The following is a 25,293-nucleotide window of genomic DNA, read 5'->3' as shown; positions in this document are numbered from 1 at the left end:
AATGTAATAATTTTTATACATTAAGTGTGATATAATACTGGATTGTGTGATAGTTTTTAAATATGGTGGGATCTGTTTTGAAGGTTATGTATATATTTTTAATTAAGATAGTATCTTTACTATTTTATTTCAGAAAAAAAGAGAATGTAATTTACATAATGAGCTTTGATAATAATCTTGGATTAATTAAATCGATGGCTCGTCGATTGCCAAAAAATAAAAGGCTATATGTATATTATGAATCATCAAGCGAAGCAGCTGCGACTGATTTAGCTGCATATGGAATTAAGACCGTCTTATTTAGGGATGGTTTCAAATTAATATTTGATTTAATTCCAAAGATAATGGCAAGTAACGTTGTCTTTTGTGACAATTACTTTCCATTCATGGGGGGCATTGCCCATCCAAAGGATTTAAAGGTTGTTCAATTATGGCATGCCAACGGAGCAATTAAGAAGTTTGGCTGGGAAGATGCTTCTACTAAGGATAGAAGTGCTTCCGACAAACGTCGTTTTCAAAAGGTTTATAACAGTTTTGATGAATACGTTGTTGCTTCCGAAACAATGGGGCATGTGTTTGAGAACAGTTATCATGTTTCCTTTGATAAAATGAAGATGATTGGTTATCCAAGATCTGATAGATTATTTAAGGAAAAATGGCAGAATATTGCCAGAAGACGTGTTTATAGTTTTGCTCCCCAATTAAAGGACAAACGAGTAATCCTATACGCACCAACATATCGTGATGAGGGAAGGTCATTTAATCCACCTAAGGGTGTTATTAAGGCCTTATCAAATGATCCTAATGCAATGGTAGTCGTAAAACTACACCCACTTCTAAAGGACTTAGAAGAAAAATTGCAAAAGGAATCAAAGAATCCAAACGTGATGTTTTCAAATCAATTATCAACCACAGATTTGTTGGCTGTAACTGATACCTTGGTAACTGACTATTCATCAGTTGCTTTTGATTATTCACTACTGCCTAATGCACATTCTCTATTGTTCTTTATGTTTGATTTAGACCAATATAAACAAAATCCAGGGATTCAAGATGATTTATTGAATTGGTTACCTACAAACCCAATTACATCCTTGGATGATTTAAGAAAAGCAATTAGTGAAGATAAACAAACAGATTTTACCAATTTCAATCACCATTGGAACAAGTACAATGATGGTTTTGCAACAAGTCGAGTAATCGACAGATATATTAAAACTTTAAAGTAAAGGAAGTGTGATCGACTTGAAGGAAGTCATTACATTAATCAAAGAGCAAATTCAAAATTTACCAATAATGTTTAGAGTCTCAAAGTACCAAGATAAGTCAGATTATCAAAGTCATTATCTAGGTATTGTTTGGGCATACCTATACCCAATTATTCAAATCTTAATTTACTGGTTAGTATTCGGTGTTGGTTTGAAGAAGGGTACATCTGGAAGTGTTGATTACCTAACTTGGATGGTTATCGGTATCACACCATGGTTCTACATGAACAGTGTTACTTTAGATGCTTCAAAGAGTATCTACCAACAAGTTGGTATGGTTTCAAAAATGAAGTTCCCAGTTAGTGTTCTACCATCAATTAAGATTCTAACTAACTTAAGTTCATTCTGGGCTATGCTAGCATGTTCAATTATCTTAGGTTACCTAAAGGGTGGAGTACTACCTAACCTATACTGGATTCAATGGCTATACTACTTCTTTGCAATGATTTGTTGGCTATTAGCATTCGGTATTTTCAACTCAACTGTAACAATTCTTGTTCGTGATTACCGTATCTTCTTACAATCAATCATGAGAGTATTGTTCTACATGTCTGGAGTTCTATTTAACTTTGAAACAAATGCTTTCCCAGCATTCTTTGTAAGATTCTTACAATTGAACCCATTCTTCTACATTGTTTCTGGATTTAGAGAATCAATGTTAGGTGAAGCTTGGTTCTGGCAAAAACCAATGTTGATGTTAATCTTCTGGCTAACAGTGCTATTCTTCCTATTGGTTGGATCACATCTACACTACAAGTTCAGAGCTCGTTTCGTGGATTACATTTAGTTAAAAGTTAAAAGGATTGAAATTGTCGTATGATGAAATTGAAGAAAAAAGTAATTAGATTTATTAAGAAGTCAATTCGTCGCGTATTGATTATGCTTAATAATATTTTGATTACTTTACCAGTAAAGAAGAATTTAGTTGTTTTTGAAAGTTTCCAGGGTAAGGATATCAATGATAACCCGGCAGCTATTTACGAAAAATGGATTGAAAAGTATCCAGAAGATAAATCAAAAGCATACTTTACTGTTAGAAAGGCTCAATATAATACTTTCAAGGAATTATATCCTAATATTAAGATGGTCAGAAAGTTCATGCCTAAATGGGTATGGGTGATGGCCAGAGCTAACTTCTGGGTATTTAATTCTAGAACACCAAAATGGTGGAATAAGAATAAGGGTACTGTATACATGCAAACATGGCATGGTACTCCTTTGAAAAAACTAGGTACTGATATCGAAAACGTTATGATGCCAGGTACTAATACTGAAAAGTACAAGCAAAACTTTACTAATGAAGCCCATCGTTGGGATTACTTAATTGCACCAAATCAATACTCTAAGGATATCTTTGCTAGAGCATTTGATTTTAATAACCACTTCTTAGATATTGGATACCCAAGAAATGACGTCTTATACTATGGTGACAATCAAGATAACATTAGTAGACTTAAGAAAAAATACCTTGGTAGAGATGATTTAAACGTAATCACCTATGCACCAACTTGGCGTGATGATAATTACAAACGTAAGGGTGTTTACAACTTTGAATTGCCATTTAGTTTAAAGACTTTCTTTGAACAAGTTGACGAAAACACTGTATTAATTATCAGACCACATTACCTTGTAAAAGACTTCATTGATATTAAGGGCTTTGAAGACCGTGTTTACATCATGGTTGAAGAAGACATCAGTGATTTATACCTAATGTCTGATCTGTTAATCACAGACTACTCATCAGTAATGTTTGACTATGCTAACTTGAAACGACCAATGTTGTTCTATGCATATGATTTAAAACATTATGAAGATGATATTCGTGGTTTCTACTTTGACTACAGAACAGAATTACCTGGACCTGTTGTTGAAGTTGAAGATGATTTTTACAAGCAAATTGATGCATTTAACAAGGAAAAGAAGTATTCTGATTACGATAAGAAGTATGAAGAATTCTATGAAAAGTACTGTGGATGGGAATCTGCAGACTCTTCAGAAAAATTTGTTGATGAAATGAGGATGATTAGTAATGACAAGTAAGTTTTTAATCGGATCTCACGTTAGCATGAATGGCTCAACCATGTTTTTGGGTTCTGCTAAAGAAGCTGACAGCTATGGTGAAAATGCATTTATGGTTTACACTGGTGCTCCTCAAAACACCAGAAGAAAGCCAATTGATGAATTAAGAGCCGAAGACGGTAAGGAATACATGAAAGAACATGGTATTTTGGAAACCGTTGTTCATGCTCCATACATCATTAATTTAGGAAATGTTACCAAGCCACAAAACTTTAAGTTTGGTGTTGATTTCTTACACGAAGAAGTTAAACGTGCTGAAGCCATTGGAGCAACACAAATTGTGTTACATCCTGGTTCTCATGTTGGTGAAGGTGCAGATAAAGCAATTGCTCAAATTGCCAAAGGTTTAAATGAAGTCATTGAACCAGATCAAAAGGTTCAAATTGCTTTGGAAACCATGGCAGGTAAGGGAACAGAAGTTGGTCGTACCTTCGAAGAAATTGCTCAAATCATTGATGGTGTTAAGGATAACGATAAAGTATCCGTTACTTTCGACACTTGTCATACTAATGATGCTGGTTACAACGTTAAAGAAGACTTTGACGGCGTTTTAAATGAATTTGACCATGTAATTGGTTTAGATCGATTAAAAGTTGTTCATTTAAATGATTCTAAGAATGATTTCGGTAGTCACAAGGATAGACACGAAATTATCGGTCTGGGAACAATCGGGTTCGATGCTTTGAACTACATTGCTCACCACGAATCTTTAGTTGATGTTCCAAAGATTATGGAAACACCAGCTGTTGCTGTTGAAGGAACCAAGAAGAAGTTGTCTCCACATTACTTCGAAGTTAAAATGTTAAAGGAACAACAATTCAATAACAATTTGATGGATGATATTTTAAATCAATAAAAATAAAAAAGAGCTGTTAAGCTCTTTTTTTTATTGGTATGAATCTAAATCAAGACTTTCCATAATTACGGTAGCAGTTTCTTCGATTGATTTATCGTGGACGTCGATAATGAGACAACCCAGTTTATGGTATAAGTTGTTAGCATATTCTAATTCTTCGTCAATGTTCTTTGAGTTTGAATATGGTGTATCTTCATCGATACCATATGATGCCATTCTGGCTTTTCTAATTTTTTGAATATCTTTAGTTACGCTGGTAAGACCAATAATCTTCTTTGGATCAACATCAAAGACTTCTTTAGGTAATTGGATGGTAGGACCAATTGGTACGTTTGAAACCTTCACTTGCTTGTTTGCAAGGTAAAGTGATAGCGGTGTCTTTGATGTTCGAGAAATTCCTAGGATCACGACATCTGCTTTTGTTAGGTTTTGAGGATTGCTTCCATCATCATTTTCAACGGAAAATTCCATCGCTTCAATGCGCTTAAAGTAGTCGTCATTTAAGTCATGAACAAGACCGCTGACACGTTCAGGGTTAAAACCTAATTGGTTACTAATGGCCTTCATGGGTTTTTGAACACAGTCAACGTTTTGTAAATTATTGGCAATTGCAAAATCTTCAATTAGTTTACTTAAATCGGCGTTCACTAGGGTATGAAAAATGACAGCTTCTTTTTGTTTAGCAATTTTTAAGATACCACTTAACATTGATTCGGTAGTGATAAATGGGTATCGTTCGTATGAAATATCGGCACTTTCAAATTGTGCACCAGCGGTTTTAGCTACTTGCATCGCTGTTTCACCACTAGAATCTGAGATGGCAAAGATATTAATATGTTTCATCAAAATCACTCCTTTTTTTACGACTTTATTATATCTAAAAAACTGTCATAAAAGTAGTTTTAAATTGAAATGTAATATTGACGTTATAAATATTGTTTTGTATAATTATTAAGAACAGTTTTAATAAATAAAAAAAGTAACTGTTGTATTTCGAGCTCGGAGGGAGGGAATTTTCATATGTCAAAAACAGTCGTTCGTAAAAACGAATCTCTTGATGATGCTCTTCGTCGTTTCAAACGTACAGTTTCCAAGAACGGTACTTTACGTGAATACCGTAAACGAGAATTCTACGAAAAACCAAGTGTTAAACGTAAATTAAAATCTGAAGCAGCAAGAAAGCGCAACAACAAGAAAAAAAGCCGTCGCTTTTAATTACTAAAAACGTTCCTGTTATTTCAGGGACGTTTTTTTTGCTAAAACTAAGATGAATATTTTGAAAGAGGGAAACTATAATGAGTATCGCTACAAGTCTTAATGAAGATCTTAAAAATGCAATGAAGGAACACAACAAAACTGCTTTGAACGTTATTCGTTCTCTAAAATCAGCCCTAACTAACGAAAAAGTTGCTTTGGGTCATGATTTAAGTGATGACGAAGAACTAACTGTTATCAGTCGTGAAGTTAAGCAAGTTAAGGAATCTATTGCTGAATTCAAAGATGGTGGTAGAGATGATTTAGTTGCCGAACAAGAAGAACAATTAGCTGTGCTAAGCAAGTACGCTCCAAAACAAATGTCAAAAGAAGAAATTGACAAGGTAGTTGAAGAAACTATCAGTGAAGTTGGTGCTTCAGCAATGTCTGATTTTGGTAAAGTAATGGGTGCTATCATGCCTAAGGTTAAGGGTAAAGCTGACGGAAACGAAGTTAACCAATCTGTAAAAGCTCACTTAAGCTAATTATTTATAAAGTATGATTGTGTTATGCCACAATCATGCTTTGTTAGTACATATTAATAACTTTTTTAAAGTCTAAATCTGTGCTAATATTTGATTATCAATAAAAAAGGGGTCGCTATATTGACAGAACAAACTGAAGTAACCAAAGAATTTATTATTCATAATTTAGATTTTGAACCTAAGTTGTTAGGGGCACAAAATAAATACGTTACAATTCTTGAAGAGGGTATGGAAGTATCAATTAATGCTTTTGGAACCAATGTAAAGGTATCCGGAAGTGAAGATAATGTTAATAAAGTTATTTCAATTTTTAAGAACTTAATGGACTTAATTCAAAATGGTGTCACATTGAATAGCAGTGACTTTGTTTCTGCTATGAATATGGCCAAAAATGATACGTTAAGTTATTTTAAAGAGCTATACAATCAAATATTAATCAAAGACTTTAAGGGTAAACCAGTCCGTGTTAAGAACTTTGGTCAACGCCAATACGTTCAATCCGTAAAACGTAATGATATTACTTTCGGAATTGGACCAGCCGGTACTGGTAAAACATACTTAGCTGTGGTTATGGCAATCGCAGCATTAAAGCACGGTGATGTCGAAAAGATTATTTTGACAAGACCTGCCGTTGAAGCCGGTGAAAGCCTAGGTTTTCTACCAGGTGATTTAAAAGAAAAAGTTGATCCATACTTGAGACCAATTTACGATGCACTTCATTCAATTCTAGGTCGTGAACACACTGCTAGATTGATGGAAAGAGGAGTTATTGAAATTGCTCCATTAGCATATATGCGTGGTAGAACATTGGACTCTGCTTTCGTTATCTTAGACGAAGCCCAAAACACCACAACTGCTCAAATGAAGATGTTTTTAACTCGTCTTGGCTTTGGTTCAAAGATGATTGTTAACGGTGATATTTCTCAAATTGATTTGCCTAAACATGCAAGTAGTGGACTAGTTCAAGCCCAATCAATCTTACAAAATGTTGAAAAAATTCGTTTTGTTAAGTTTGATTCTAAGGATGTTGTTAGACATCCAGTGGTTGCTAGAATTATCGATGCCTACGAAGAATATCAACAAAACTAGAAATTTTATAACAGGAGTACCAGAATGGATTTAGAAATTTACGATAAGACAAAAGACGGTGTAGACCAAAAACACATCGATTTAGTGGAAGATGTATTGCAATTTGCTAGCAAGGCATTAGACCTTAAGGATAATACTGAAATGTCAGTAACATTCGTTAATAATGACGAAATTAAGGAGATTAACAGTAAGTATCGTGGTGTTGACCGCGCAACTGATGTTATTAGTTTTGCGATTGAAGACGGTGATGACGATTTTCCATTAATTATGGATGATGAAATGGCCGCAGAAATCCCAGAAAACATTGGTGACATCTTTGTTTCAATCGATAAGGTTGCTGAACAAGCAGAATTTTTAGACCACTCATATGAACGTGAATTAGGTTTCCTTGTTGTTCATGGATTCCTACACTTAAATGGTTATGATCACATGAAGCAAGAAGATGAAGATGTTATGTTCCCATTGCAAAGAAAGATTATGGATGACTATGGGCTTAAGAGATAAAAAAGTAGTCAGAAAAAATCGTAGTTTTGCTGAATCCTTTAAGCACGCTTTTGATGGTTTAGTAATATTATGCAAGACAGAACGTAACTTTAGATTTCATCTAATTGCATCTTTAGTCGTAGTGATTATTTCTTTTATTCTTAAGATTGATTTGAGCCAATGGGTTTGGATTTTGTTAGCAATATTTATTGTTTTAATCGCTGAAGTTGTAAATACGTTATGTGAATCAATTGTTAATTTAATTGTTGGTAATAAGTACGATGAAATTGCCAAGAAGGCCAAAGACGTCGCTGCCGCAGGTGTGGTCATTGCGTCAATCTTTGCAGCAATCATCGGATTATTGGTATATGTTCCAATTATATTTGGACTTTAACAGCACGGAGGAATTATTATGGAATTTGATCCAAACTTTCATTCAGGATTTGTAGCAATCGTTGGTAGACCAAATGTTGGTAAATCAACATTCTTGAACCGTATTATCGGTCAAAAAATTGCGATTATGAGTGATAAAGCACAAACAACTAGAAACAAGATTCAAGGTGTATACACCGATGATGAATCACAAATTGTCTTCTTGGATACCCCAGGAATTCACAAGCCAAATAATAAATTAGATGATTTCATGGAAAAATCAGCTTTTTCAGCTTTAAAAGAAGTTGATGCTGTTTTATTCATGGTAAGTGCCACTGAAACAAGAGGTGCGGGAGATAACTTTATCATTAACCGTTTAAAGGATATTGATAAACCAGTTTACTTAATCATCAACAAGATTGATGAAATTAATCCAAATAAACTTCTAAGTATCATGGATATTTACAAGAAAGCGCTTGATTGGAAAGAAGTTTTCCCAATTTCAGCACTACAAGGTAACAACGTTGATGAATTGATGGACAACTTAAAACAATTATTACCAGCGGGTCCACAATACTACCCAGAAGACGAAGTAACTGATCACCCAGAACGTTTTATCGTTGCTGAATTAATCAGAGAAAAAATCTTAATGTTAGCAAGAGACGAAATCCCTTACTCAATTGCGATTGATATCTTAAGCATGAAGACCAAGGAAAACGGCAATGTAGATATCCAAGCTGATATCTTAGTAGACCGTCCTGGACAAAAGGGAATCTTAATTGGTAAGCAAGGATCAATGCTAAAGAAGATTGGAACGCTTGCAAGACAAGATATCGAAGACTTATTAGGTAGCAAGGTTTATCTAAAACTTTGGGTTAAGGTTCATCCTGGATGGCGTAATGAATCATCCGTTCTTAAGTCATTAGGATACAAGAAAGATAATTACTAAAATTTTAAAAATGGTCGGTGAATAAAAATGGATTCACAAACATATATGAATTTTCACGGTATTTTACTATACCGAAAGAACTTTAAAGAAAATGATATGTTAGTTAAGTTTTTAACGGCCGAGGCAGGCAAGAAGATGTTTTTCATTCGAGGCGCTCGAAAAAGGGGCTTTAAGATGATGGCGGATATCTTGCCTTTTACCTATGGTACGTATTCTGGAAAGATAAATGCTGAAAACTTATCTTATATTTATAGTGGATTAGATACTGACCATTATGAAAACATTAGCGAGGATATTTTCTTAAATGCCTATGCTACTTACATTATGTCTTTAGTCGACGTTGCATTTCCTGACTCAACACCAATTCCGCATTGGTTCAACCAGTTGTTTGCAGCGTTACGATTAATCGATAACGGGGTTGACCCTGAGGTGATTACCAACATCTGTGAAATCCAACTTTTAGGTGAGTTTGGGGTACAACCTGAACTAAGGGGATGCGCCATTTGTGGTCGTACTGATCTTAACTTTGACTATTCTGAAGCCTATGGTGGATTGATTTGCCAAAATCACTTTCATTTAGATGCTAATCGTTTGCACTTAGATCAAAAGACCATTTATTATTTACGTCGTTTTTCAATTATTGATTTAAATAAATTGGGTAACGTTAACGTAAATGACAATACAAAGCAAAATTTAAGAATGTTACTCGATAAGATTTACTCGGATTCTGTAGGGATTCATTTAAAGAGTAAAAGTTTCTTAGATCAAATGAACGACCTAAGATTATAGAATTGATTTTTTAGCAATTGTAAACTATAATTAAGTTAAATAAATACGAATGGTAATGACAAAAGAGGGTCATTGAATAAAATGATATCCAGCGATAGTAGGACAGTGTGAGCTACTTGCATTTTTCAATGATTGGCACTTTTTGAACCAAAGAAATCAAGCTGCTGACGAAAGTCAGAAGTAGGGTGGAACCGCGAATAATCGTCCCTATGTAAACTGTATTTAAGTATACTTTTTGCATAGGTTTTTTTTATGCCATTCGTTTATTAGGAGGAAGTAACATGACAGAAAAGTTGTCAATGCAAGACATCATTTTAAAATTACAACAATACTGGTCATCAAAAGGTTGTATGTTAATGCAAGCATACGATACTGAAAAGGGTGCCGGAACTATGAGTCCATACACATTCTTACGTGCAATTGGACCTGAACCATGGAACGCAGCATACGTTGAACCTTCTAGAAGACCTGCTGATGGTAGATATGGTGAAAACCCTAACCGTTTATACCAACATCACCAATTCCAAGTAATCATGAAACCATCTCCTGAAAACATCCAAGAACTATACTTGGATAGTTTAAAAGAACTTGGCATTAACCCAGAAGAACACGATATTCGTTTCGTTGAAGATAACTGGGAAAACCCATCAATGGGTTGTGCCGGTGTTGGTTGGGAAATCTGGCTAGACGGAATGGAAGTTACTCAATTTACTTACTTCCAAATCGTTGGTGGTCAAGAAATGAACCCTGTTGCTTCAGAAATTACTTACGGTCTAGAAAGACTTGCTTCATATGTTCAAGACGTTAACAACGTTTTTGAACTAGAATGGAGTGATGGTGTTAAGTACGGTGATATCTTTAAGGAACCAGAATACGAACACTCAAAATACAGTTTCGAAGAAAGTAACCAAGAAATGTTACTAAAGATGTTTGATGACTTCGAAACAGAAGCTAAAAAACAAATCGCAAACGGCTTAGTTCACCCTGCATACGACTACGTTCTAAAATGTAGCCACACATTTAACTTATTAGATGCTAGGGGTGCCGTTTCAGTTACTGAACGTGCCGGATACCTTTCAAGAATCAGAAGAATGGCTAGAGAAATCGCTAAGGCCTTCATTGCTGAAAGAAAGAAACGTGGCTTCCCACTTATTAAAGATGAAAAATTAAGACAATCTCTTCTAAAAGATGATGAAAACAAGGAGGAAAAATAATGGCTCACACATTTTTACTTGAAATTGGACTAGAAGAAATGCCAGCTCATGTGGTAACTCCTAGTATCAAACAATTAGTTAAGAAGACTGAAGATTACTTAAAAGATCAAAGAATCGATTTTGATGATGTTAAGCCATTCTCAACTCCTCGTCGTTTAACTATCCAAATTGAAGGTTTAGCTGATAAGCAACCTGACGTAAACGAAAATGTAAAGGGTCCTGCTAAGAAGATTGCTTTAGATGACGAAGGTAACTGGTCAAAAGCAGCCATCGGTTTCACTAAGGGACAAGGCTTAAGCACAGATGACATTACCTTTAAAGAAGTTAAGGGTACTGAATATGTTTTTGTTGAAAAACATATCGCCGGTAAGCCTGTTAAAGAAGTTCTAATGGGACTAAAGGATGTTATCACAAGCATGACATTCCCCACACTAATGAAGTGGAACGTTTACCGTTTGGACTTTATTCGTCCAATTAGATGGATGGTAGCTTTGTTAGATGATGAAGTATTACCAATTCAAATTCTAGACGTTACTGCTTCAAACGTTAGTCGTGGCCACAGATTCTTAGGTCAAGACACAACCATCAACTCAGCTGGTGAGTACGAAGAAAAGTTAAAAGAACAATTCGTAATTGTTGATGCTCAAAAACGTAAAGACTTAATCGTAAAACAAATCAAAGAAATCCAAGATGAAAACAACTGGGTAATTAACATTAACCCGGGTCTACTTGAAGAAGTTAACAACTTGGTTGAATGGCCAACTGCATTCTTTGGTAAGTTCGATGAAAAATACTTACAACTACCTTCAGAAGTTCTAATTACTTCAATGAAGGACAACCAAAGATTCTTCTACGTTAACGATCAAAATGGTAACATCTTACCATTCTTTATCTCAGTTAGAAACGGTAACAGCGAATACATCGAAAACGTGATTGCCGGTAACGAAAAAGTGCTTACTGCACGTCTAGAAGATGCAATGTTCTTCTACCAAGAAGATCAAGCTAAGAATATCGACTTCTACGTAAACAAGCTAAAGAAGGTAAGTTTCCACGACAAGATTTCAACTATGTTTGAAAAGATGCAACGTGTTGAAAAGATTGCCGAAGTAATTGGTCAACATGCTAAACTAAGCGACCAAGAACTAAAAGATGTTAAACGTGCTGCTCAAATTTACAAGTTTGATTTAGTAACCGGTATGGTTGGTGAATTCTCAGAACTACAAGGTGTCATGGGCGAAAAGTACGCTCTATTAAAGGGTGAAAATGAAGCCGTTGCTACTGCTATTCGTGAACACTACATGCCAATTTCAGCAACAGGTGAACTACCAGCAACCAAGGTTGGTTCAGTTCTTTCCCTAGCTGATAAGTTTGACAGTATCCTAACTTTCTTTGCCGCTGGTATGATTCCAAGCGGTTCAAATGACCCATACGCATTGAGAAGACAAGCTAACGGTATCGTTAGAATTGTTAAGAACGAAGAATTAAACTTCAACTTAACTGAAATGATGGAAGCATTCATCAAGGCTGAAAAGGATGAAAACGTTGCTCCTGACTTGGATCAAAACAAGGAAATTAGCGAAATCGTTTCATTCATCAAGGATAGAATTGTTAAGCAACTAAAGGCTGACAAGATTAGACATGATATTATCGATGCTGCAGGTAACTCAAACAACGATAATATTGAATTTATCTTTAACGTTGCCGATATTCTAAACGAACACAAGGAAGATGATAACTTCAAGGAATCTGTTGAAGCATTAACTCGTGTTCTAAGAATTTCAGAAAAGCAAGACTTTGCCGCAGACGACTTAAATGTTGATGAATCATTATTTGAAAACGATTCTGAAAAGAAGCTTCATTCAAATGTTGATGCAATCTCAGGTGATTTCTTCTCACTAAGTGCAAACGATGAATACAACAAGTTATTCGACTTGAAAGATTCAATTAACGACTACTTTGACCAAACAATGGTTATGGCTAAAGAAGAAAACGTTAAGAACAATCACTTACGTGAATTAACTAAGTTATCAAACATGATTAACTGGTTTGCTGATTTAAACCAACTAATCGTAAAATAGAATTGATAGACAAACCTATGATGGGTTGATAAAATACTGTATAATATTTATTCGTATTTTTAACAAAAGTCGCACTAGAAATCGGTGCGACTTTTATCAGTGAAAGGAGATATGCTGACAATGATTCCTGAAGAAGTAATTGATCAGATTAGAAATGAAACCAACATTGCCGATGTGGTTGGTCAGTTTGTTTCATTGAAAAAATCTGGTAGTAATCTATTTGGTATATGTCCATTTCATAATGAAAACACTGCATCATTTTCTGTTAATGAACAAAAACAAATCTTTCACTGTTTCAGTTGTGGAAGAGGTGGAAATGTCTTTAAGTTCATGATGGAATTGGAAAATCTTTCATATCCGGAAGCGGTAATGAGAGTTGCTGACATGCAAGGAATTGAAATTCCTGATCAATATAAGCATTCCAATAAAGCTAAATCAAACATCAATCCGGTTGAGAAAAAGTTAATCGATATGCATGAGCTAGCCACTGAATTGTATAGTCATATTTTGATGAATACAGAAGTGGGACAACCGGCATTAGATTACTTGCACGAACGTGGATTGACCGATGACACCATCAAGTTCTACCGTTTGGGGTTTGCACCTAAGGAACAAATCTTAAATAAGTTTTTGGAAAACAAGAAAGTTCAATATGATGACATGAGAAAATCTGGTTTATTTATTGAAACTGATGATGGTAAACTTCGTGATCGTTTCTTTGACCGTATCATGTTCCCAATTAAAAACGAGTTTGGTAATCTGATTGGTTTCTCAGGACGTGTAATGGATAAAAATGCCTCAACGGCAAAATACCTAAACAGTCCTGAAACTGATATTTTCAACAAACGAAAAGTCTTATTCAACCTATCTGATGCCAAGACAACCATTCAAAAGCAAAAAAACGTTATCTTGTTTGAAGGATTCATGGATGTTATTTCCGCTTATCAATCAGGTGTGACCAACGGAATTGCTTCAATGGGAACTAGTCTTACCACCGAACAAATTGCTACGATTAAACGTTTAACACCAAGCGTTAGTGTTTGTTATGATGGTGATGCACCGGGACAAAATGCGATTAATCGAGCATTGTCATTATTAGGTAATACAGATTTATCTCTAGGTGTTATTCAAATGCCTGAGGGAATTGATCCCGATGAATATCGTAAACAATATGGTGAGGAAAAGTTTGCTAGTTATATGCATTCCGCCTACGAATCACCACTTTCGTTTAAGATGCGATACTTCAAGTTGAACCGTAACTTGGATAATGAAACTGACCAGATTAGTTATATTAACGATGTCTTACAGGAAGTTGCTAAGATTTCCGATCCATTGGAAAGAGACATTTATGTTAACCAATTATCTGATCAATTTAACTTGAACAAGTTAGATTTAACTAATCGAATGAATACCTATATTCAAAAGAACAACGTTAACAAGTCGATTCAAAAATCAAGGGATGAACCACAACAAGGTCATCCAGTCATCCAACCAATTGATAACGTCAGATCACATAGCAAGGTTGAATTGGCGGAATTATATCTATTTAATCGCATTTTGATGTCACGTGAAATGTGGCAACATTTGATGAGTAAAGATGGTTTTTCATTTGTGGATGATGATTTTCAACTTCTATACACATTGGCACAAGGCTATATGGCAACACATGACGAATATAAGTCAGCAGAGTTTCAAGACTTCATTAAAGAAGAAAAGTTACAAAATATGTTGATTAATATCGAAATGTTACCGTTAAGCGATGCGCCAAATAAAGAAGAGGTTGACGATTATGTTAATATAATAATGAATGAGGCGCCGATCGATGTTCAGCTTAAGAACAAACAGGCTGAATTGAATGATGCCAAGAAGCTAGGGGATGTTGATAAACAAACTGAACTAGCGATGGAAATCATCAAGTTACAAAGACAAAAACAGTTGAACGACAGATCGTAATTTAGGAGGCACTTTAATGGCTGAAAAGAAGTTAAACAAGAAAGAACTAAAAGAATCAACCAATGCTTTAATTAAGAAGCAAAAGAAAGTTGGACACGTTACTTATGACGATGTTAATGACACAATTGCTGTGCCATTCAAGCTAACTAAGACGGAAATGTACGAATTACTAGAAAAAATTGAAGACGCTGGTATTAGTGTTGTTGATAAAAATGGTGATCCAGATCCACGTGCCCTAGAAGCAGCTAAAAAGGTTACTCAAGCTGAATTGAAGAACTCAGCTTCAGCTCCTACTGGTGTTAAGATTAACGACCCAGTTAGAATGTACCTAAAAGAAATTGGACGTGTTCCGCTTCTAACTGCTGACCAAGAAGTTGACTTGGCTCTTCGTATCGAAGAAGGCGACGAAGAAGCTAAACAAGAACTAGCTGAAGCTAACCTTCGTTTGGTTGTTTCAATTGCTAAGCGTTACGTTGGTCGTGGTATGCAATTCTTGGACTTAATCCAAGAAGGTAACATGGGTCTAATGAAGGCTGTAGAAAAGTTTGATTACAGAAAAGGTTTCAAGTTCTCAACTTACGCTACTTGGTGGATTAGACAAGCTATTACACGTGCGATTGCTGACCAAGCTAGAACTATCAGAATTCCAGTTCACATGGTTGAAACAATCAACAAATTAATCCGTATTCAAAGACAATTACTTCAAGATTTAGGTCGTGAACCTACACCCGAAGAAATTGGTGCTGAAATGGATATGCCAACTCAAAAGGTTAGAAGCATTCTAAAGATTTCTCAAGAACCAGTTTCTCTAGAAACACCAATTGGTGAAGAAGATGACTCTCACTTAGGTGACTTTATCGAAGACCAAGATGCAACTAGTCCAGCCGACCACGCTGCATACGAATTACTAAAGGAACAACTTGAAGGTGTCTTAGATACTCTAACTGACCGTGAAGAAAACGTTTTAAGATTACGTTTCGGTCTAGACGATGGTCGTACTAGAACCCTTGAAGAAGTTGGTAAGGTTTTTGGTGTTACTCGTGAAAGAATTAGACAAATTGAAGCTAAGGCTTTGAGAAAGTTACGCCACCCATCCAGAAGTAAACAACTAAAGGATTTCCTTGAATAATAATTAAAACAGATAGCATTTGCTATCTGTTTTTTATTTTCTATAGCGGTTATAATATAACTAATAACAAAGTAGAAAAGGTGTTTTTATGGACGCAAATAAGTTATCTCAAAGATTGAAAGTAGTTGCAGATTTTGTTCCGCAAAATAGTCGAGTAGCAGACATCGGATCTGATCATGCATACTTGCCAGTTTATTTGATGAAACAAAAACAAATTGAATTTGGAATTGCTAGTGAGGTTGCTAAGGGACCTCTAGACAACGCAATTCAAGAAATTAAAGCTGAAGGTTTAAGTGATCGAATCGACACTAGACTAGCAGATGGATTATTATCAGTTCAACCAGAGGATAAAATTGATTGTGTTACCATTGCCGGAATGGGTGGAACTTTAATCAAGAATATCCTAGAAAACGGTAAGTCACACTTGTCAGGAAATGAATTGTTAATTCTTCAACCAAACGTTGGAGAAGATCGTTTGAGAACATGGTTAATGAATAACCAATATGAAATTAGTGATGAAACCATCTTAAGAGAAGACGGTCACACCTATGAAATTATCGTTGCGAAAAAGACAGACGAACCAGTAAAATACACAGAACAAGAAATTAAGTTTGGCCCATTTTTACTAAAACAACACTCAGATGTTTTCGTTGAGAAGTGGGAAAACGAAATTGAAAGAATTGAAATGGTAATTGACCAAATGAACTTGGCCAAGCATGATAAACCAGTTGATAAGATTAATTCAATGAAGAAGGAAATTGAGGAAATTAAAGAGGTGTTATAAATGAAAGCATTCGACTTAATTAACCAGTTTGAAAAATTTGCACCAAAGGAGATTGCGGTTGAACACGACCCAATCGGTTTGCAAATTGGATCGATTAATCAAGAAATTCATAAGGTGTTAGTAACCTTAGACGTTAGACCAGAAGTGGTTGAAGAAGCGATTGAAAACGACTGTGATATGATTTTTTCTCATCATCCAGCGATGTTTAGACCTGTTAAAAACATGGACTTAGATGTCCCACAAAATAAGATGTATGCCGACATCATTAAGAACAACATCGTTGTTTATTCTGCACACACCAATTTGGATAACGCTGATGGTGGTATGAACGATTGGTTAGCTGAAGCAATGGACCTAAGAAACGTTGAAGGACTAGTAAGTCAAGGAGATTATAATGGAGTTGAATACTTCATGGGTCGAATTGGTGAACTAAAGGAAACCACAACAGTCGAACAGTTTGCGCATAATTGTAAGCAATACTTCAATGTCTCCGGTCTTCGCCTAATTAGTCATGAATTGAATAAGCCAGTTAAAAAAGTTGCCGTTCTAGGTGGCGATGGTGGTAAGTTCTATAACATTGCTAAGGATAAAGGTGCAGACGTTTATGTTACCGGGGATGTTTATTATCACGTCGGTCATGATATGATTGCTGACCATATGTCAGTTGTTGATCCCGGCCATCACATCGAAAGCATTTGCAAACCATATTTGGCAGAAATGTTCAAAGAGTGGGCAAAAGATTATGATTGGCCAATAGATGTGATAGAATCTTCTATAAACACTGATCCATATCAATTTATTTAGGGGGAAACACCATGAGTAAGTATGAAGACTTAGTACCTCGTTTTTTGAGATACGTTAAGATTAACACGCGTTCTGATGAAAGCAGCACTACCATTCCATCAGCAAACCGTGAAACAGTATTTTTAAACCAATTAAAGGAAGAACTAAAAGAAATTGGTTTATCTAACGTAAGAACAAATGAAGAAAGTGCATATGTATTTGCAACCCTACCTTCAAACATCGACAAAGATGTTAAGAAGATTGGTTTCATTTCACATATTGATACTGCTGATTTTAATTCAGAAAATGTGAACCCACAATTTGTAGAAAACTATGATGGAAAATCAAACATCAAATTAGGTGACGGTGAATACAACTTAGATCCAAACGTATTTGAAAGTCTACATAAGTATTCTGGTGATACTCTTATCACAACTGATGGAACCACTTTATTAGGGGCTGACGATAAGTCAGGAGTTTCCGAAATCATTTCATCCATGAAGTACTTAATTGACCATCCTGAAATTAAGCACGGTGAAATCGAAGTTGGTTTTGGTCCGGACGAAGAAATCGGAACTGGTTCATTGAAGTTTGATGTTGATGATTTCGGTGCTGAAATGGCTTACACCGTTGATGGTGGTGCTAAGGGTCAATTACAATACGAAACCTTTAATGCCGCTGGTGCAACCGTTGAAATTAAAGGAACCGATGTCCATCCTGGTGAAGCCAAGGATGTCATGGTCAATGCCGCTCTATTAGCAATGGAGTTCAATGCTAAACTACCTGTATACGAAAGACCTGAATACACTGATGACAAGGAAGGATTCTACTTCTTACTTGAAATTAATGGTACTCCGGACAACACCAAGATGTCTTACATCATCAGAGATCATGACAGAAACCGTTTTGAAGAAAGAAAAGAATACTTCAAAAAGATTGCTGATGAAATGAACAAACGCTTTGATTATGACCGTGTTCACGTTGAAGTTAAAGACCAATACTACAACATGGCCGAAGTGATCGAAAAGAACATGGAAGTCGTTGATTTAGCCAAGGAAGCAATGAATAATGTTGACGTTAAACCAGACATTTTCCCAGTTCGTGGGGGAACTGATGGTTCAACAATCTCATTTAAGGGATTACCAACACCAAACTTGTTTGCCGGTGGTGAAAACATGCACGGTCGTTTTGAATATGTATCTGTTCAAACAATGGAAAAAGCATGTGATGTCATCATTGAAATCGCTAAGTTAAACGCAGAAAAATAATTAGTCAAAAAAGGTCAAAATAATTTGATTTAATGTGACCTTTTGGTAAAATTTACCTATGAGATTGATTTCTCATAGGTATTTTTTATTAAGTAGGTGAAATAATTGAATCCAGATGAATTAACAGAAGCAGTATCACAAGCGTTAGCTGAAGCACAAAAGGTGGCTGCTAATCGCAAACATCAAGAAATCACAATTACCCATTTATTCAAGGTATTGGTTCAACCAGGTGAATTAGCAAGACAAATTTTTGCTGAAGCAGGGATGAACGTTGATGATTTCGAAAAGCAATTGGATCAACAACTAGATGAAATTGCAACAGTAGATGGCCAAGGCGTGGCCTATGGACAAAATATTTCATCCAGTATGCTAGAACTATTACAAAACGCAGAAAAAGAAAAAACAAACTTGGGTGATGGCTATGTTGCCGTTGATACATTAGTAATCGCATTAATGGATACAACAGGGAACAAAGTTGTCGACTATGTAAAAGGCCAAGGAATTACAAAACAAAAGATTGAAGAAGTAGTACAAAATATCAGAGGGGGCGAAAAGGTGACTTCAAAGAATCAAGAAGATAATTATCAAGCACTTAAGAAATATGGTGTCGACTTGGTTGCCGAAGCCAGAGCAGGTAAGTTAGGACCTATTATTGGAAGAGACGAAGAAATTCTAGACGTAATCAGAATTCTTTCCAGAATGACCAAGAACAATCCTGTTTTGATTGGTGATCCCGGTGTTGGTAAGACCGCTATCGTGGAAGGTTTAGCAAAACGTATTGCCGTAAACGATGTTCCTGAAAACCTAAAGGACAAGTCATTGTTTGAATTAGACATGAGTTCATTGATTGCTGGTGCCAAGTACCGTGGTGAATTCGAAGAACGTTTGAAGGCGGTTTTAAAGGCTGTTAAAAAGTCTGAAGGCCAAATTATCATGTTCATTGATGAAATTCACAACATCGTTGGTGCTGGTAAATCAGAAGGTAGTATGGATGCCGGAAATATCTTAAAACCAATGTTAGCTCGTGGTGAACTCCATTTGATTGGTGCAACTACTGTTGACGAATACAGAAAGTACATGCAAAAGGATAAGGCGCTTGAAAGACGTTTCCAAAAGGTTAGCGTTGATGAACCAAGTGTTGACGATACCATCACAATTCTTCGTGGAATTAAAGAACGACTAGAAATTCACCACGGAGTAAGAATTCACGACAATGCCTTAGTTGCTGCTGCAAAGTTGGCTGACCGTTACATTCCAGATCGTTTCTTACCTGATAAGGCGATTGATTTAGTTGATGAAGCATCTTCAACAATCGAAGTTGAAATGAACTCCAATCCAACTGAATTGGATCAAGCCAACCGTAAGTTAATGCGTGCCGAAGTCGAAGAAGCCGCATTAAAGAACGAAGAAGATGACGAATCAAAGGCTCGTTTGGCCAAGCTAGAACCAGAACTAGCTAACTTAAAGGAAACTGTTAATAAGTTAAACGCTAGATGGCAACAAGAAAAGTCATCCATTAAGACATTAGGTGACAAGAAGGCTGAACTGGACCAAGCTAAGAATGACTTGCAACAAGCCGAAAGCTCATACGATTTAAATAAGGCTGCCATTCTAAAACATGGTACGATTCCAAAGCTGGAAGAAGAACTTGCTAAGATGGAAAATCAAGATCATGAAGACGACTGGTTGGTTAGTGAATCAGTTACAGAAGACGGTATTGCAGAAGTATTAAGTCGTGAAACTAAGATTCCTGTTGCCCGTTTGATGCAAGGTGAAAGAGAAAAACTACTTCATTTAGACGACAACTTGCATAAGCGAGTAGTTGGTCAAGATGAAGCCGTTGAAGCTGTTTCCGATGCGGTACTACGTTCTAGAGCTGGTCTACAAGACCCAAGTAAACCGCTAGGATCATTCCTATTCCTAGGACCTACCGGTGTTGGTAAGACCGAACTTGCCAAATCATTAGCTGAAAACCTATTCGATTCAGAAGAACACATGGTAAGAATTGACATGTCAGAATACATGGAAAAAGAATCCGTTTCTAGACTTGTCGGTGCTGCTCCAGGATACGTTGGTTACGAAGAAGGTGGCCAATTAACTGAAGCCGTTAGAAGAGATCCATACACCATTGTTTTGTTTGATGAAATAGAAAAAGCGCATCCTGATGTCTTCAACGTCTTACTACAAGTATTAGACGATGGAAGATTAACCGATGGCCAAGGCCACACAGTTGATTTCAAGAATACGCTATTGATTATGACATCAAATCTAGGTTCTGATATCTTATTGAATGGTTTGGATAAGGACGGAAACATTTCTGATAAGGCTAAGAAACAAGTCAATGACTTGTTGAAGAAGAGCTTCAAACCAGAATTCCTAAACCGAATTGATGACATCATCACATTCAAGCCACTATCCAAGAAGGATGTAAGACAAATTGTTAAACATTTAATCGACCAATTAGGTCAACGTTTAAATGATCAACAAATCAAGATTGAAGTCAGTGATGAAGCACTAGACTGGATTACTGATAATGGATACGACCCACAATATGGTGGAAGACCATTACAAAGATTTGTGACAAGAAATGTCGAAACCCCATTAGCTAAGTTAATCATTGCAGATAAGGTAAAAGCCAAGTCTACAGTTAAGATTGGATTAGCAAACAACGAATTAACATTTGAATAAACAAAAAAAGCTCAAGTTGATTAACTTGAGCTTTTATTATTTGACTGAGTGTTTTGAAATAAGTGTTAAAGCGTTAACAGCGATTAATACAACAACGGCTGATACGACACCAATTTCAGTTAAGTTATAGGTTAGTCCAGTTAATTGACTGGCAATGTATCCGATGATTTCACCGAAGATAACAGCCCAGAAAATAACTAATAGATTTGAAATAATGAATTTCATCATATCCACCTCACATTTCATAGAAATTTTACCACAGTTAAGAAGTAAAAAACAGTTATAAATAATCCAACCAATTGATATTTTTGTTATAATTGTTGAAGGAAAGGGATGATTTTTATGGATTATACACCGTTAAACGTAATGAGTTCATACAGTTTGTTGAATAGTACAATCTCAATAGATGAATTAATTTCAACAGCAATTAAACGTGGGTATACTAACCTGGCGTTGACTGATGACAAAGTTATGTATGGTGCAGTTGAATTCTATGATAAGTGTATAAAAAATAATATTCATCCAATTATCGGACTTACTTTTTCCGTTGAGAATGTCTCAGCGGATGAGGAGTCAAATCAATTGATTGTTTTAGCAAAGAATAATGATGGATACAAAAACATCATGAAATTATCAACTCTAGCTAAAACAAGGGAAAACGAAAATCTTTCGATAGATGATGTACTTAGTTTTACCAAAGATACTTTTATCATTGTTCCTGATTATGGCGAGGTAGCAGCGTTGATTAAACAACACCAAGTCGATACAGTGAGCGATTTTATAGGTGATCTAAAGAATGGTCATGAAGGTGGAGATATCTTCTTGGCGATTAGTGAAGAAAAACTAGAAGATAATGACTACATTGAACAAGTAAAACCATTATCAGAACAATTAGGGGTTGGCCTAATTGCATCATCTAGAGTCCAAAATCTAAATAGCGATGATGCATTCGCTCTAAAAGTAATGCAATGCATTCGAGATGATAATCGCCGTCTAACCAATCCACTGGGTGAAAGTCATGAAGAAACCCAGAACTGGTTAAAACCAAGTACTGATGTGATTAATGATTACCAACTAAAGGGACTTGAAGAATGCTTAACTAATAACGAAAAAGTAGCACAAAGCTGTCATGTCAAGATTAGTAAAAAACAACCGGTACTACCTCACTATGAAAACGGTAAGAATATGTCTTCCAAGGATTTCCTAGCCGAGTTATGTATAACTGGTTTAAAGCACCGTTTAGTGGAATTAGCAGTTCCGAAAGGTAAATGGCTAGTTTATCGTGACCGTTTAAAACATGAGTTACAAGTGATTGATGGCATGGGCTTCAACGATTATTTCCTAATCGTGTGGGACGTTATTAACTATGCTCATCAACAAAATATCATGACTGGACCCGGACGTGGTTCAGCAGCCGGATCACTTGTTTCGTTTTGTTTGTACATTACAGATGTTGATCCGATTGAATACGACCTATTGTTTGAACGTTTCTTAAATGACCAACGTGCTCAAATGCCGGATATTGATTTGGATATTCCAGACGATAAACGTGAAGTGATTTTAAACTATGTCCATGATAAGTATGGGCATCAAAACGTTGCTCAAATCGTTACTTTTGATACAATGTCGACCAAACAAGTATTAAGGGATGTGGGTAGAACATTTGGTTTATCTAAGTTTGAACAAGACGAGTGGAGTAAAGCCATTCCAAACAAGTTAAAGATTACGCTTAAGGAATCTTACGATAACTCACTAAAACTTAGGAACCTCGTTAACGACAATGCCTTGAATAAGTTGATGTATGAAACGGCTACTAAACTAGAAGGTAACCCTAGACATTCATCGACGCATGCTGCCGGATTGGTGTTAAGTCAAAACAAAATTGTTGAGACTTCACCGCTTCAATCAGGAAATGAAGAGCTATTGATTACTCAATATTCTAAGAACTACGTAGAAGAAATCGGTTTGCTGAAGATTGATTTTCTTGGTTTAAAGAACCTTTCAATTTTAAACGACATCATTCAACTAGTTAGAAAAGATGTTAACAGTAATTTTGATATCAGAAAGATTAATTTAAACGATCCCAAAACATTGGAATTATTCCAACAGGGTGATACAAATGGAATCTTCCAATTTGAATCTGACGGGATTAAACGTGTTTTGAAATCATTACATCCGGATAACTTCAATGAGGTTGCGGCCGTTGATGCCTTGTACCGTCCTGGTCCAATGGAAAATATCGACACCTTCATTGCTCGAAAGAAGGGCAATGAAAAGGTTGAAGGAATCGATGCAACCCTTGTTGATGTGTTAGGGCCAACGTATGGAATCATTGTTTATCAAGAACAGGTAATGCAAGTGGCATCAATCATGGGTGGCTTCACACTTGGTGAAGCCGACTTGTTACGTCGTGCAATGAGTAAGAAAAAGCAAGGCGTAATGGAATCAATGAGAGATAAGTTTATTACTGGAGCCGAAAAGAAGGGTTACTCAAAGCAATCCGCTAGTCAAACCTTCGAATATATTGAACGATTTGCTAGTTACGGTTTCAATAAGTCTCATGCTGTGGCTTACAGTAAGATGGCATTTGAATTAGCTTATTTGAAGGCCCATTTTAGTCGTCAATTCTTTACCGGATTGTTGAACTCCGTAATGGGAAATCACGACAAGATTAATGTTTATGTTGTGGAGGCTAAGAAACGTAATATTAATGTATTGGCACCTGATATCAATAAGTCATTTGAAGAGTTTATTGACGATGGGCAAAACATTATCTTTGGTCTAAGATGCATCAAGGGAATCCGTAGTGATTTTATTCGTGAAATTGTTGAAGAACGTGAACAAAATGGTCCATACAAGGGACTAGAAGAGTTCATTTCCAGAATTTCACCACAGTTTAGAAAAAACGACTTATTAAAACCACTTATTTACGTGGGTGCTTTTGATAGTTTTAGTGATAATCGCTCCGAATTAGCTAATTCGATTGATGAATACGTTGAATCAGTTAACTTAAGCGGCGGATCTCAGGACTTATTCAAGACACTAAAGCCTAAAAAGCGAGTTGCCGAAGAACTTAGTCTAGTTGATAAACTGAAATTGGAAAATAAATACGTTGGTGTTTATTTATCAGGACATCCAGTAGAACAATATCAAAAACTACAAAGTGCAATGAAGATTGTTTCTTCAGACGAATTGGGTAGTTATGATGAACCAATTAACTGTCTATTGTTTGTGCAAAGAGTTAAGACCATTAGGACCAAAAAGGGTGACAATATGGCGTTCGTTGATGGAACAGATGTTGCCGGAGATATTAACGTGACAGTCTTCCCATCAACTTACAAACTTATTGCTAATTGGATTAGAACATCTATGGTAATTATGGTAAGTGGTAAACCCGAAAAGAGAAACGGTCAGTATCAACTGATTGCCGATAAGATGTATCCTGCAGCAAACGTTTTGAGTAAAATCAAAAAGCAAATGCCTAGTGAAAAATGGTATTTGAAGATTGATGAGGCCCACAATTCCAATCAAGTATTGAGAAATGTTTATGCATTGATGAAACAAAATCATGGAAATCATCAAGTCGTTATATATAATTCACAAAACGGTACCAAAAAGCTGTTAAGTTCGGACAATAATTTGAATAATAGCAAGGAATTGCACGATAAACTTATTCAATTATTAGGCAATGGCAATGTAGTTTATAAATAATTTTGAATTATTAAAAAATTGCGCAAAAATAAAAGACATAAATTTTAAAAAGTGATACAAT

General features: G+C 35.8%; 22 protein-coding genes. 20 read left to right on the top strand and 2 right to left on the bottom strand.

The features are described 5' to 3' along the window. The first annotated feature begins 62 nt into the window (after positions 1-62). The 4 genes from J3U50_RS02575 to J3U50_RS02560 are packed head-to-tail and all read left to right on the top strand — an operon-like array spanning position 63 to position 4,203. The gene (locus J3U50_RS02575) at positions 63-1,229 is read left to right on the top strand and encodes a CDP-glycerol glycerophosphotransferase family protein (protein WP_191978839.1); all 1,167 of its coding nucleotides are present in this window, start codon (positions 63-65) and stop codon (positions 1,227-1,229) included. 16 nt (positions 1,230-1,245) lie between these two features. Next, the gene (locus tag J3U50_RS02570) at positions 1,246-2,055 is read left to right on the top strand and encodes an ABC transporter permease (RefSeq protein ID WP_034530755.1); all 810 of its coding nucleotides are present in this window, start codon (positions 1,246-1,248) and stop codon (positions 2,053-2,055) included. A 32-nt stretch (positions 2,056-2,087) separates the two neighbouring features. After that, a complete protein-coding gene (locus tag J3U50_RS02565; RefSeq protein WP_301945553.1) occupies positions 2,088-3,308 on the top strand; it encodes a CDP-glycerol glycerophosphotransferase family protein in 1,221 nt (406 codons plus the stop codon). Then, positions 3,298-4,203: a deoxyribonuclease IV gene (locus tag J3U50_RS02560; protein WP_080695508.1), complete on the top strand. Its 906-nt coding sequence runs from the start codon at positions 3,298-3,300 to the stop codon at positions 4,201-4,203. The genes J3U50_RS02565 and J3U50_RS02560 overlap by 11 nt, the downstream gene beginning before the upstream one ends. A gap of 30 nt (positions 4,204-4,233) precedes the next feature. Here J3U50_RS02560 and J3U50_RS02555 read toward each other — a convergent pair whose 3' ends face one another. Beyond that, positions 4,234-5,046, bottom strand: a complete 813-nt coding sequence (locus J3U50_RS02555; RefSeq protein WP_301945504.1) for a pyruvate, water dikinase regulatory protein — start codon at positions 5,044-5,046, stop codon at positions 4,234-4,236. A gap of 177 nt (positions 5,047-5,223) precedes the next feature. Between J3U50_RS02555 and rpsU the strand changes: the two genes are divergently transcribed. The 15 genes from rpsU to clpB all read left to right on the top strand — a co-directional run bounded on the left by rpsU (position 5,224) and on the right by clpB (position 21,521). Then, positions 5,224-5,418 (top strand): 30S ribosomal protein S21, encoded by a 195-nt coding sequence (gene rpsU / locus J3U50_RS02550; protein WP_034530758.1) that lies wholly within the window; start codon positions 5,224-5,226, stop codon positions 5,416-5,418. 80 nt (positions 5,419-5,498) lie between these two features. Further along, the gene (locus J3U50_RS02545) at positions 5,499-5,942 is read left to right on the top strand and encodes a GatB/YqeY domain-containing protein (protein ID WP_034530760.1); all 444 of its coding nucleotides are present in this window, start codon (positions 5,499-5,501) and stop codon (positions 5,940-5,942) included. A gap of 120 nt (positions 5,943-6,062) precedes the next feature. Beyond that, on the top strand, positions 6,063-7,031 hold the full coding sequence (locus tag J3U50_RS02540) for a PhoH family protein (RefSeq protein ID WP_034530763.1): 969 nt from the start codon (positions 6,063-6,065) through the stop codon (positions 7,029-7,031). A gap of 24 nt (positions 7,032-7,055) precedes the next feature. Then, a complete protein-coding gene (gene ybeY, locus J3U50_RS02535; protein WP_053791815.1) occupies positions 7,056-7,535 on the top strand; it encodes an rRNA maturation RNase YbeY in 480 nt (159 codons plus the stop codon). Next, the gene (locus J3U50_RS02530) at positions 7,513-7,908 is read left to right on the top strand and encodes a diacylglycerol kinase family protein (protein ID WP_081006898.1); all 396 of its coding nucleotides are present in this window, start codon (positions 7,513-7,515) and stop codon (positions 7,906-7,908) included. The genes ybeY and J3U50_RS02530 overlap by 23 nt, the downstream gene beginning before the upstream one ends. 18 nt (positions 7,909-7,926) lie before the next feature. Further along, positions 7,927-8,835: a GTPase Era gene (era, locus tag J3U50_RS02525; protein WP_034530767.1), complete on the top strand. Its 909-nt coding sequence runs from the start codon at positions 7,927-7,929 to the stop codon at positions 8,833-8,835. A 27-nt stretch (positions 8,836-8,862) separates the two neighbouring features. Then, on the top strand, positions 8,863-9,624 hold the full coding sequence (recO, locus tag J3U50_RS02520; protein WP_034533945.1) for a DNA repair protein RecO: 762 nt from the start codon (positions 8,863-8,865) through the stop codon (positions 9,622-9,624). Between the two features lie 281 nt (positions 9,625-9,905). After that, complete coding sequence (glyQ, locus tag J3U50_RS02515; protein ID WP_301945503.1) at positions 9,906-10,838, top strand: glycine--tRNA ligase subunit alpha; 933 nt, start codon at positions 9,906-9,908, stop codon at positions 10,836-10,838. Further along, positions 10,838-12,916, top strand: a complete 2,079-nt coding sequence (gene glyS, locus J3U50_RS02510) for a glycine--tRNA ligase subunit beta (protein WP_301945502.1) — start codon at positions 10,838-10,840, stop codon at positions 12,914-12,916. The genes glyQ and glyS overlap by 1 nt, the downstream gene beginning before the upstream one ends. A 111-nt stretch (positions 12,917-13,027) precedes the next feature. Beyond that, positions 13,028-14,869 (top strand): DNA primase, encoded by a 1,842-nt coding sequence (dnaG, locus tag J3U50_RS02505; RefSeq protein WP_237756981.1) that lies wholly within the window; start codon positions 13,028-13,030, stop codon positions 14,867-14,869. 16 nt (positions 14,870-14,885) lie between these two features. After that, complete coding sequence (gene rpoD, locus J3U50_RS02500; protein ID WP_034530776.1) at positions 14,886-15,998, top strand: RNA polymerase sigma factor RpoD; 1,113 nt, start codon at positions 14,886-14,888, stop codon at positions 15,996-15,998. 88 nt (positions 15,999-16,086) lie between these two features. Further along, positions 16,087-16,782, top strand: a complete 696-nt coding sequence (locus J3U50_RS02495; protein ID WP_301945501.1) for a tRNA (adenine(22)-N(1))-methyltransferase TrmK — start codon at positions 16,087-16,089, stop codon at positions 16,780-16,782. Next, on the top strand, positions 16,783-17,586 hold the full coding sequence (locus tag J3U50_RS02490) for a Nif3-like dinuclear metal center hexameric protein (RefSeq protein ID WP_301945500.1): 804 nt from the start codon (positions 16,783-16,785) through the stop codon (positions 17,584-17,586). It begins immediately after the preceding gene. Between the two features lie 11 nt (positions 17,587-17,597). After that, entirely contained in the window at positions 17,598-18,833 is a 1,236-nt protein-coding gene (pepT, locus tag J3U50_RS02485; RefSeq protein WP_301945499.1) for a peptidase T, read from the top strand. Positions 18,834-18,938: 105 nt separating this feature from the next. Beyond that, complete coding sequence (gene clpB, locus J3U50_RS02480) at positions 18,939-21,521, top strand: ATP-dependent chaperone ClpB (RefSeq protein WP_054608203.1); 2,583 nt, start codon at positions 18,939-18,941, stop codon at positions 21,519-21,521. 36 nt (positions 21,522-21,557) lie between these two features. On the opposite strand, the gene J3U50_RS02475 is transcribed toward clpB, so the two are convergent. Then, positions 21,558-21,749 (bottom strand): DUF2929 family protein, encoded by a 192-nt coding sequence (locus tag J3U50_RS02475; RefSeq protein ID WP_225349239.1) that lies wholly within the window; start codon positions 21,747-21,749, stop codon positions 21,558-21,560. A gap of 105 nt (positions 21,750-21,854) precedes the next feature. On the opposite strand from J3U50_RS02475, the gene dnaE reads away from it, so the two are divergent. After that, the gene (dnaE, locus tag J3U50_RS02470) at positions 21,855-25,232 is read left to right on the top strand and encodes a DNA polymerase III subunit alpha (RefSeq protein ID WP_301945498.1); all 3,378 of its coding nucleotides are present in this window, start codon (positions 21,855-21,857) and stop codon (positions 25,230-25,232) included. The last annotated feature ends 61 nt before the right edge of the window (positions 25,233-25,293 follow it).

Source organism: Lactobacillus sp. B3795 (assembly GCF_026535805.1).
Lineage (GTDB): Bacteria > Bacillota > Bacilli > Lactobacillales > Lactobacillaceae > Apilactobacillus > Apilactobacillus kunkeei_C.
The sequence above is the reverse complement of the archived record's forward strand: the minus strand, read 5'-3'. Positions and strand labels throughout refer to the sequence as shown.

Coding starts and splice junctions, on each gene's coding strand:
- J3U50_RS02575 (WP_191978839.1), top strand. CDS start 63: ATGGTGGGATCTGTTTTGAAGGTTATGTATATATTTTTAATTAAGATA.
- J3U50_RS02565 (WP_301945553.1), top strand. CDS start 2,088: ATGAAATTGAAGAAAAAAGTAATTAGATTTATTAAGAAGTCAATTCGT.
- J3U50_RS02560 (WP_080695508.1), top strand. CDS start 3,298: ATGACAAGTAAGTTTTTAATCGGATCTCACGTTAGCATGAATGGCTCA.
- J3U50_RS02555 (WP_301945504.1), bottom strand. CDS start 5,046: ATGAAACATATTAATATCTTTGCCATCTCAGATTCTAGTGGTGAAACA.
- rpsU (WP_034530758.1), top strand. CDS start 5,224: ATGTCAAAAACAGTCGTTCGTAAAAACGAATCTCTTGATGATGCTCTT.
- J3U50_RS02545 (WP_034530760.1), top strand. CDS start 5,499: ATGAGTATCGCTACAAGTCTTAATGAAGATCTTAAAAATGCAATGAAG.
- ybeY (WP_053791815.1), top strand. CDS start 7,056: ATGGATTTAGAAATTTACGATAAGACAAAAGACGGTGTAGACCAAAAA.
- J3U50_RS02530 (WP_081006898.1), top strand. CDS start 7,513: ATGACTATGGGCTTAAGAGATAAAAAAGTAGTCAGAAAAAATCGTAGT.
- era (WP_034530767.1), top strand. CDS start 7,927: ATGGAATTTGATCCAAACTTTCATTCAGGATTTGTAGCAATCGTTGGT.
- recO (WP_034533945.1), top strand. CDS start 8,863: ATGGATTCACAAACATATATGAATTTTCACGGTATTTTACTATACCGA.
- glyQ (WP_301945503.1), top strand. CDS start 9,906: ATGACAGAAAAGTTGTCAATGCAAGACATCATTTTAAAATTACAACAA.
- glyS (WP_301945502.1), top strand. CDS start 10,838: ATGGCTCACACATTTTTACTTGAAATTGGACTAGAAGAAATGCCAGCT.
- dnaG (WP_237756981.1), top strand. CDS start 13,028: ATGCTGACAATGATTCCTGAAGAAGTAATTGATCAGATTAGAAATGAA.
- rpoD (WP_034530776.1), top strand. CDS start 14,886: ATGGCTGAAAAGAAGTTAAACAAGAAAGAACTAAAAGAATCAACCAAT.
- J3U50_RS02495 (WP_301945501.1), top strand. CDS start 16,087: ATGGACGCAAATAAGTTATCTCAAAGATTGAAAGTAGTTGCAGATTTT.
- J3U50_RS02490 (WP_301945500.1), top strand. CDS start 16,783: ATGAAAGCATTCGACTTAATTAACCAGTTTGAAAAATTTGCACCAAAG.
- pepT (WP_301945499.1), top strand. CDS start 17,598: ATGAGTAAGTATGAAGACTTAGTACCTCGTTTTTTGAGATACGTTAAG.
- J3U50_RS02475 (WP_225349239.1), bottom strand. CDS start 21,749: ATGATGAAATTCATTATTTCAAATCTATTAGTTATTTTCTGGGCTGTT.
- dnaE (WP_301945498.1), top strand. CDS start 21,855: ATGATTTTTATGGATTATACACCGTTAAACGTAATGAGTTCATACAGT.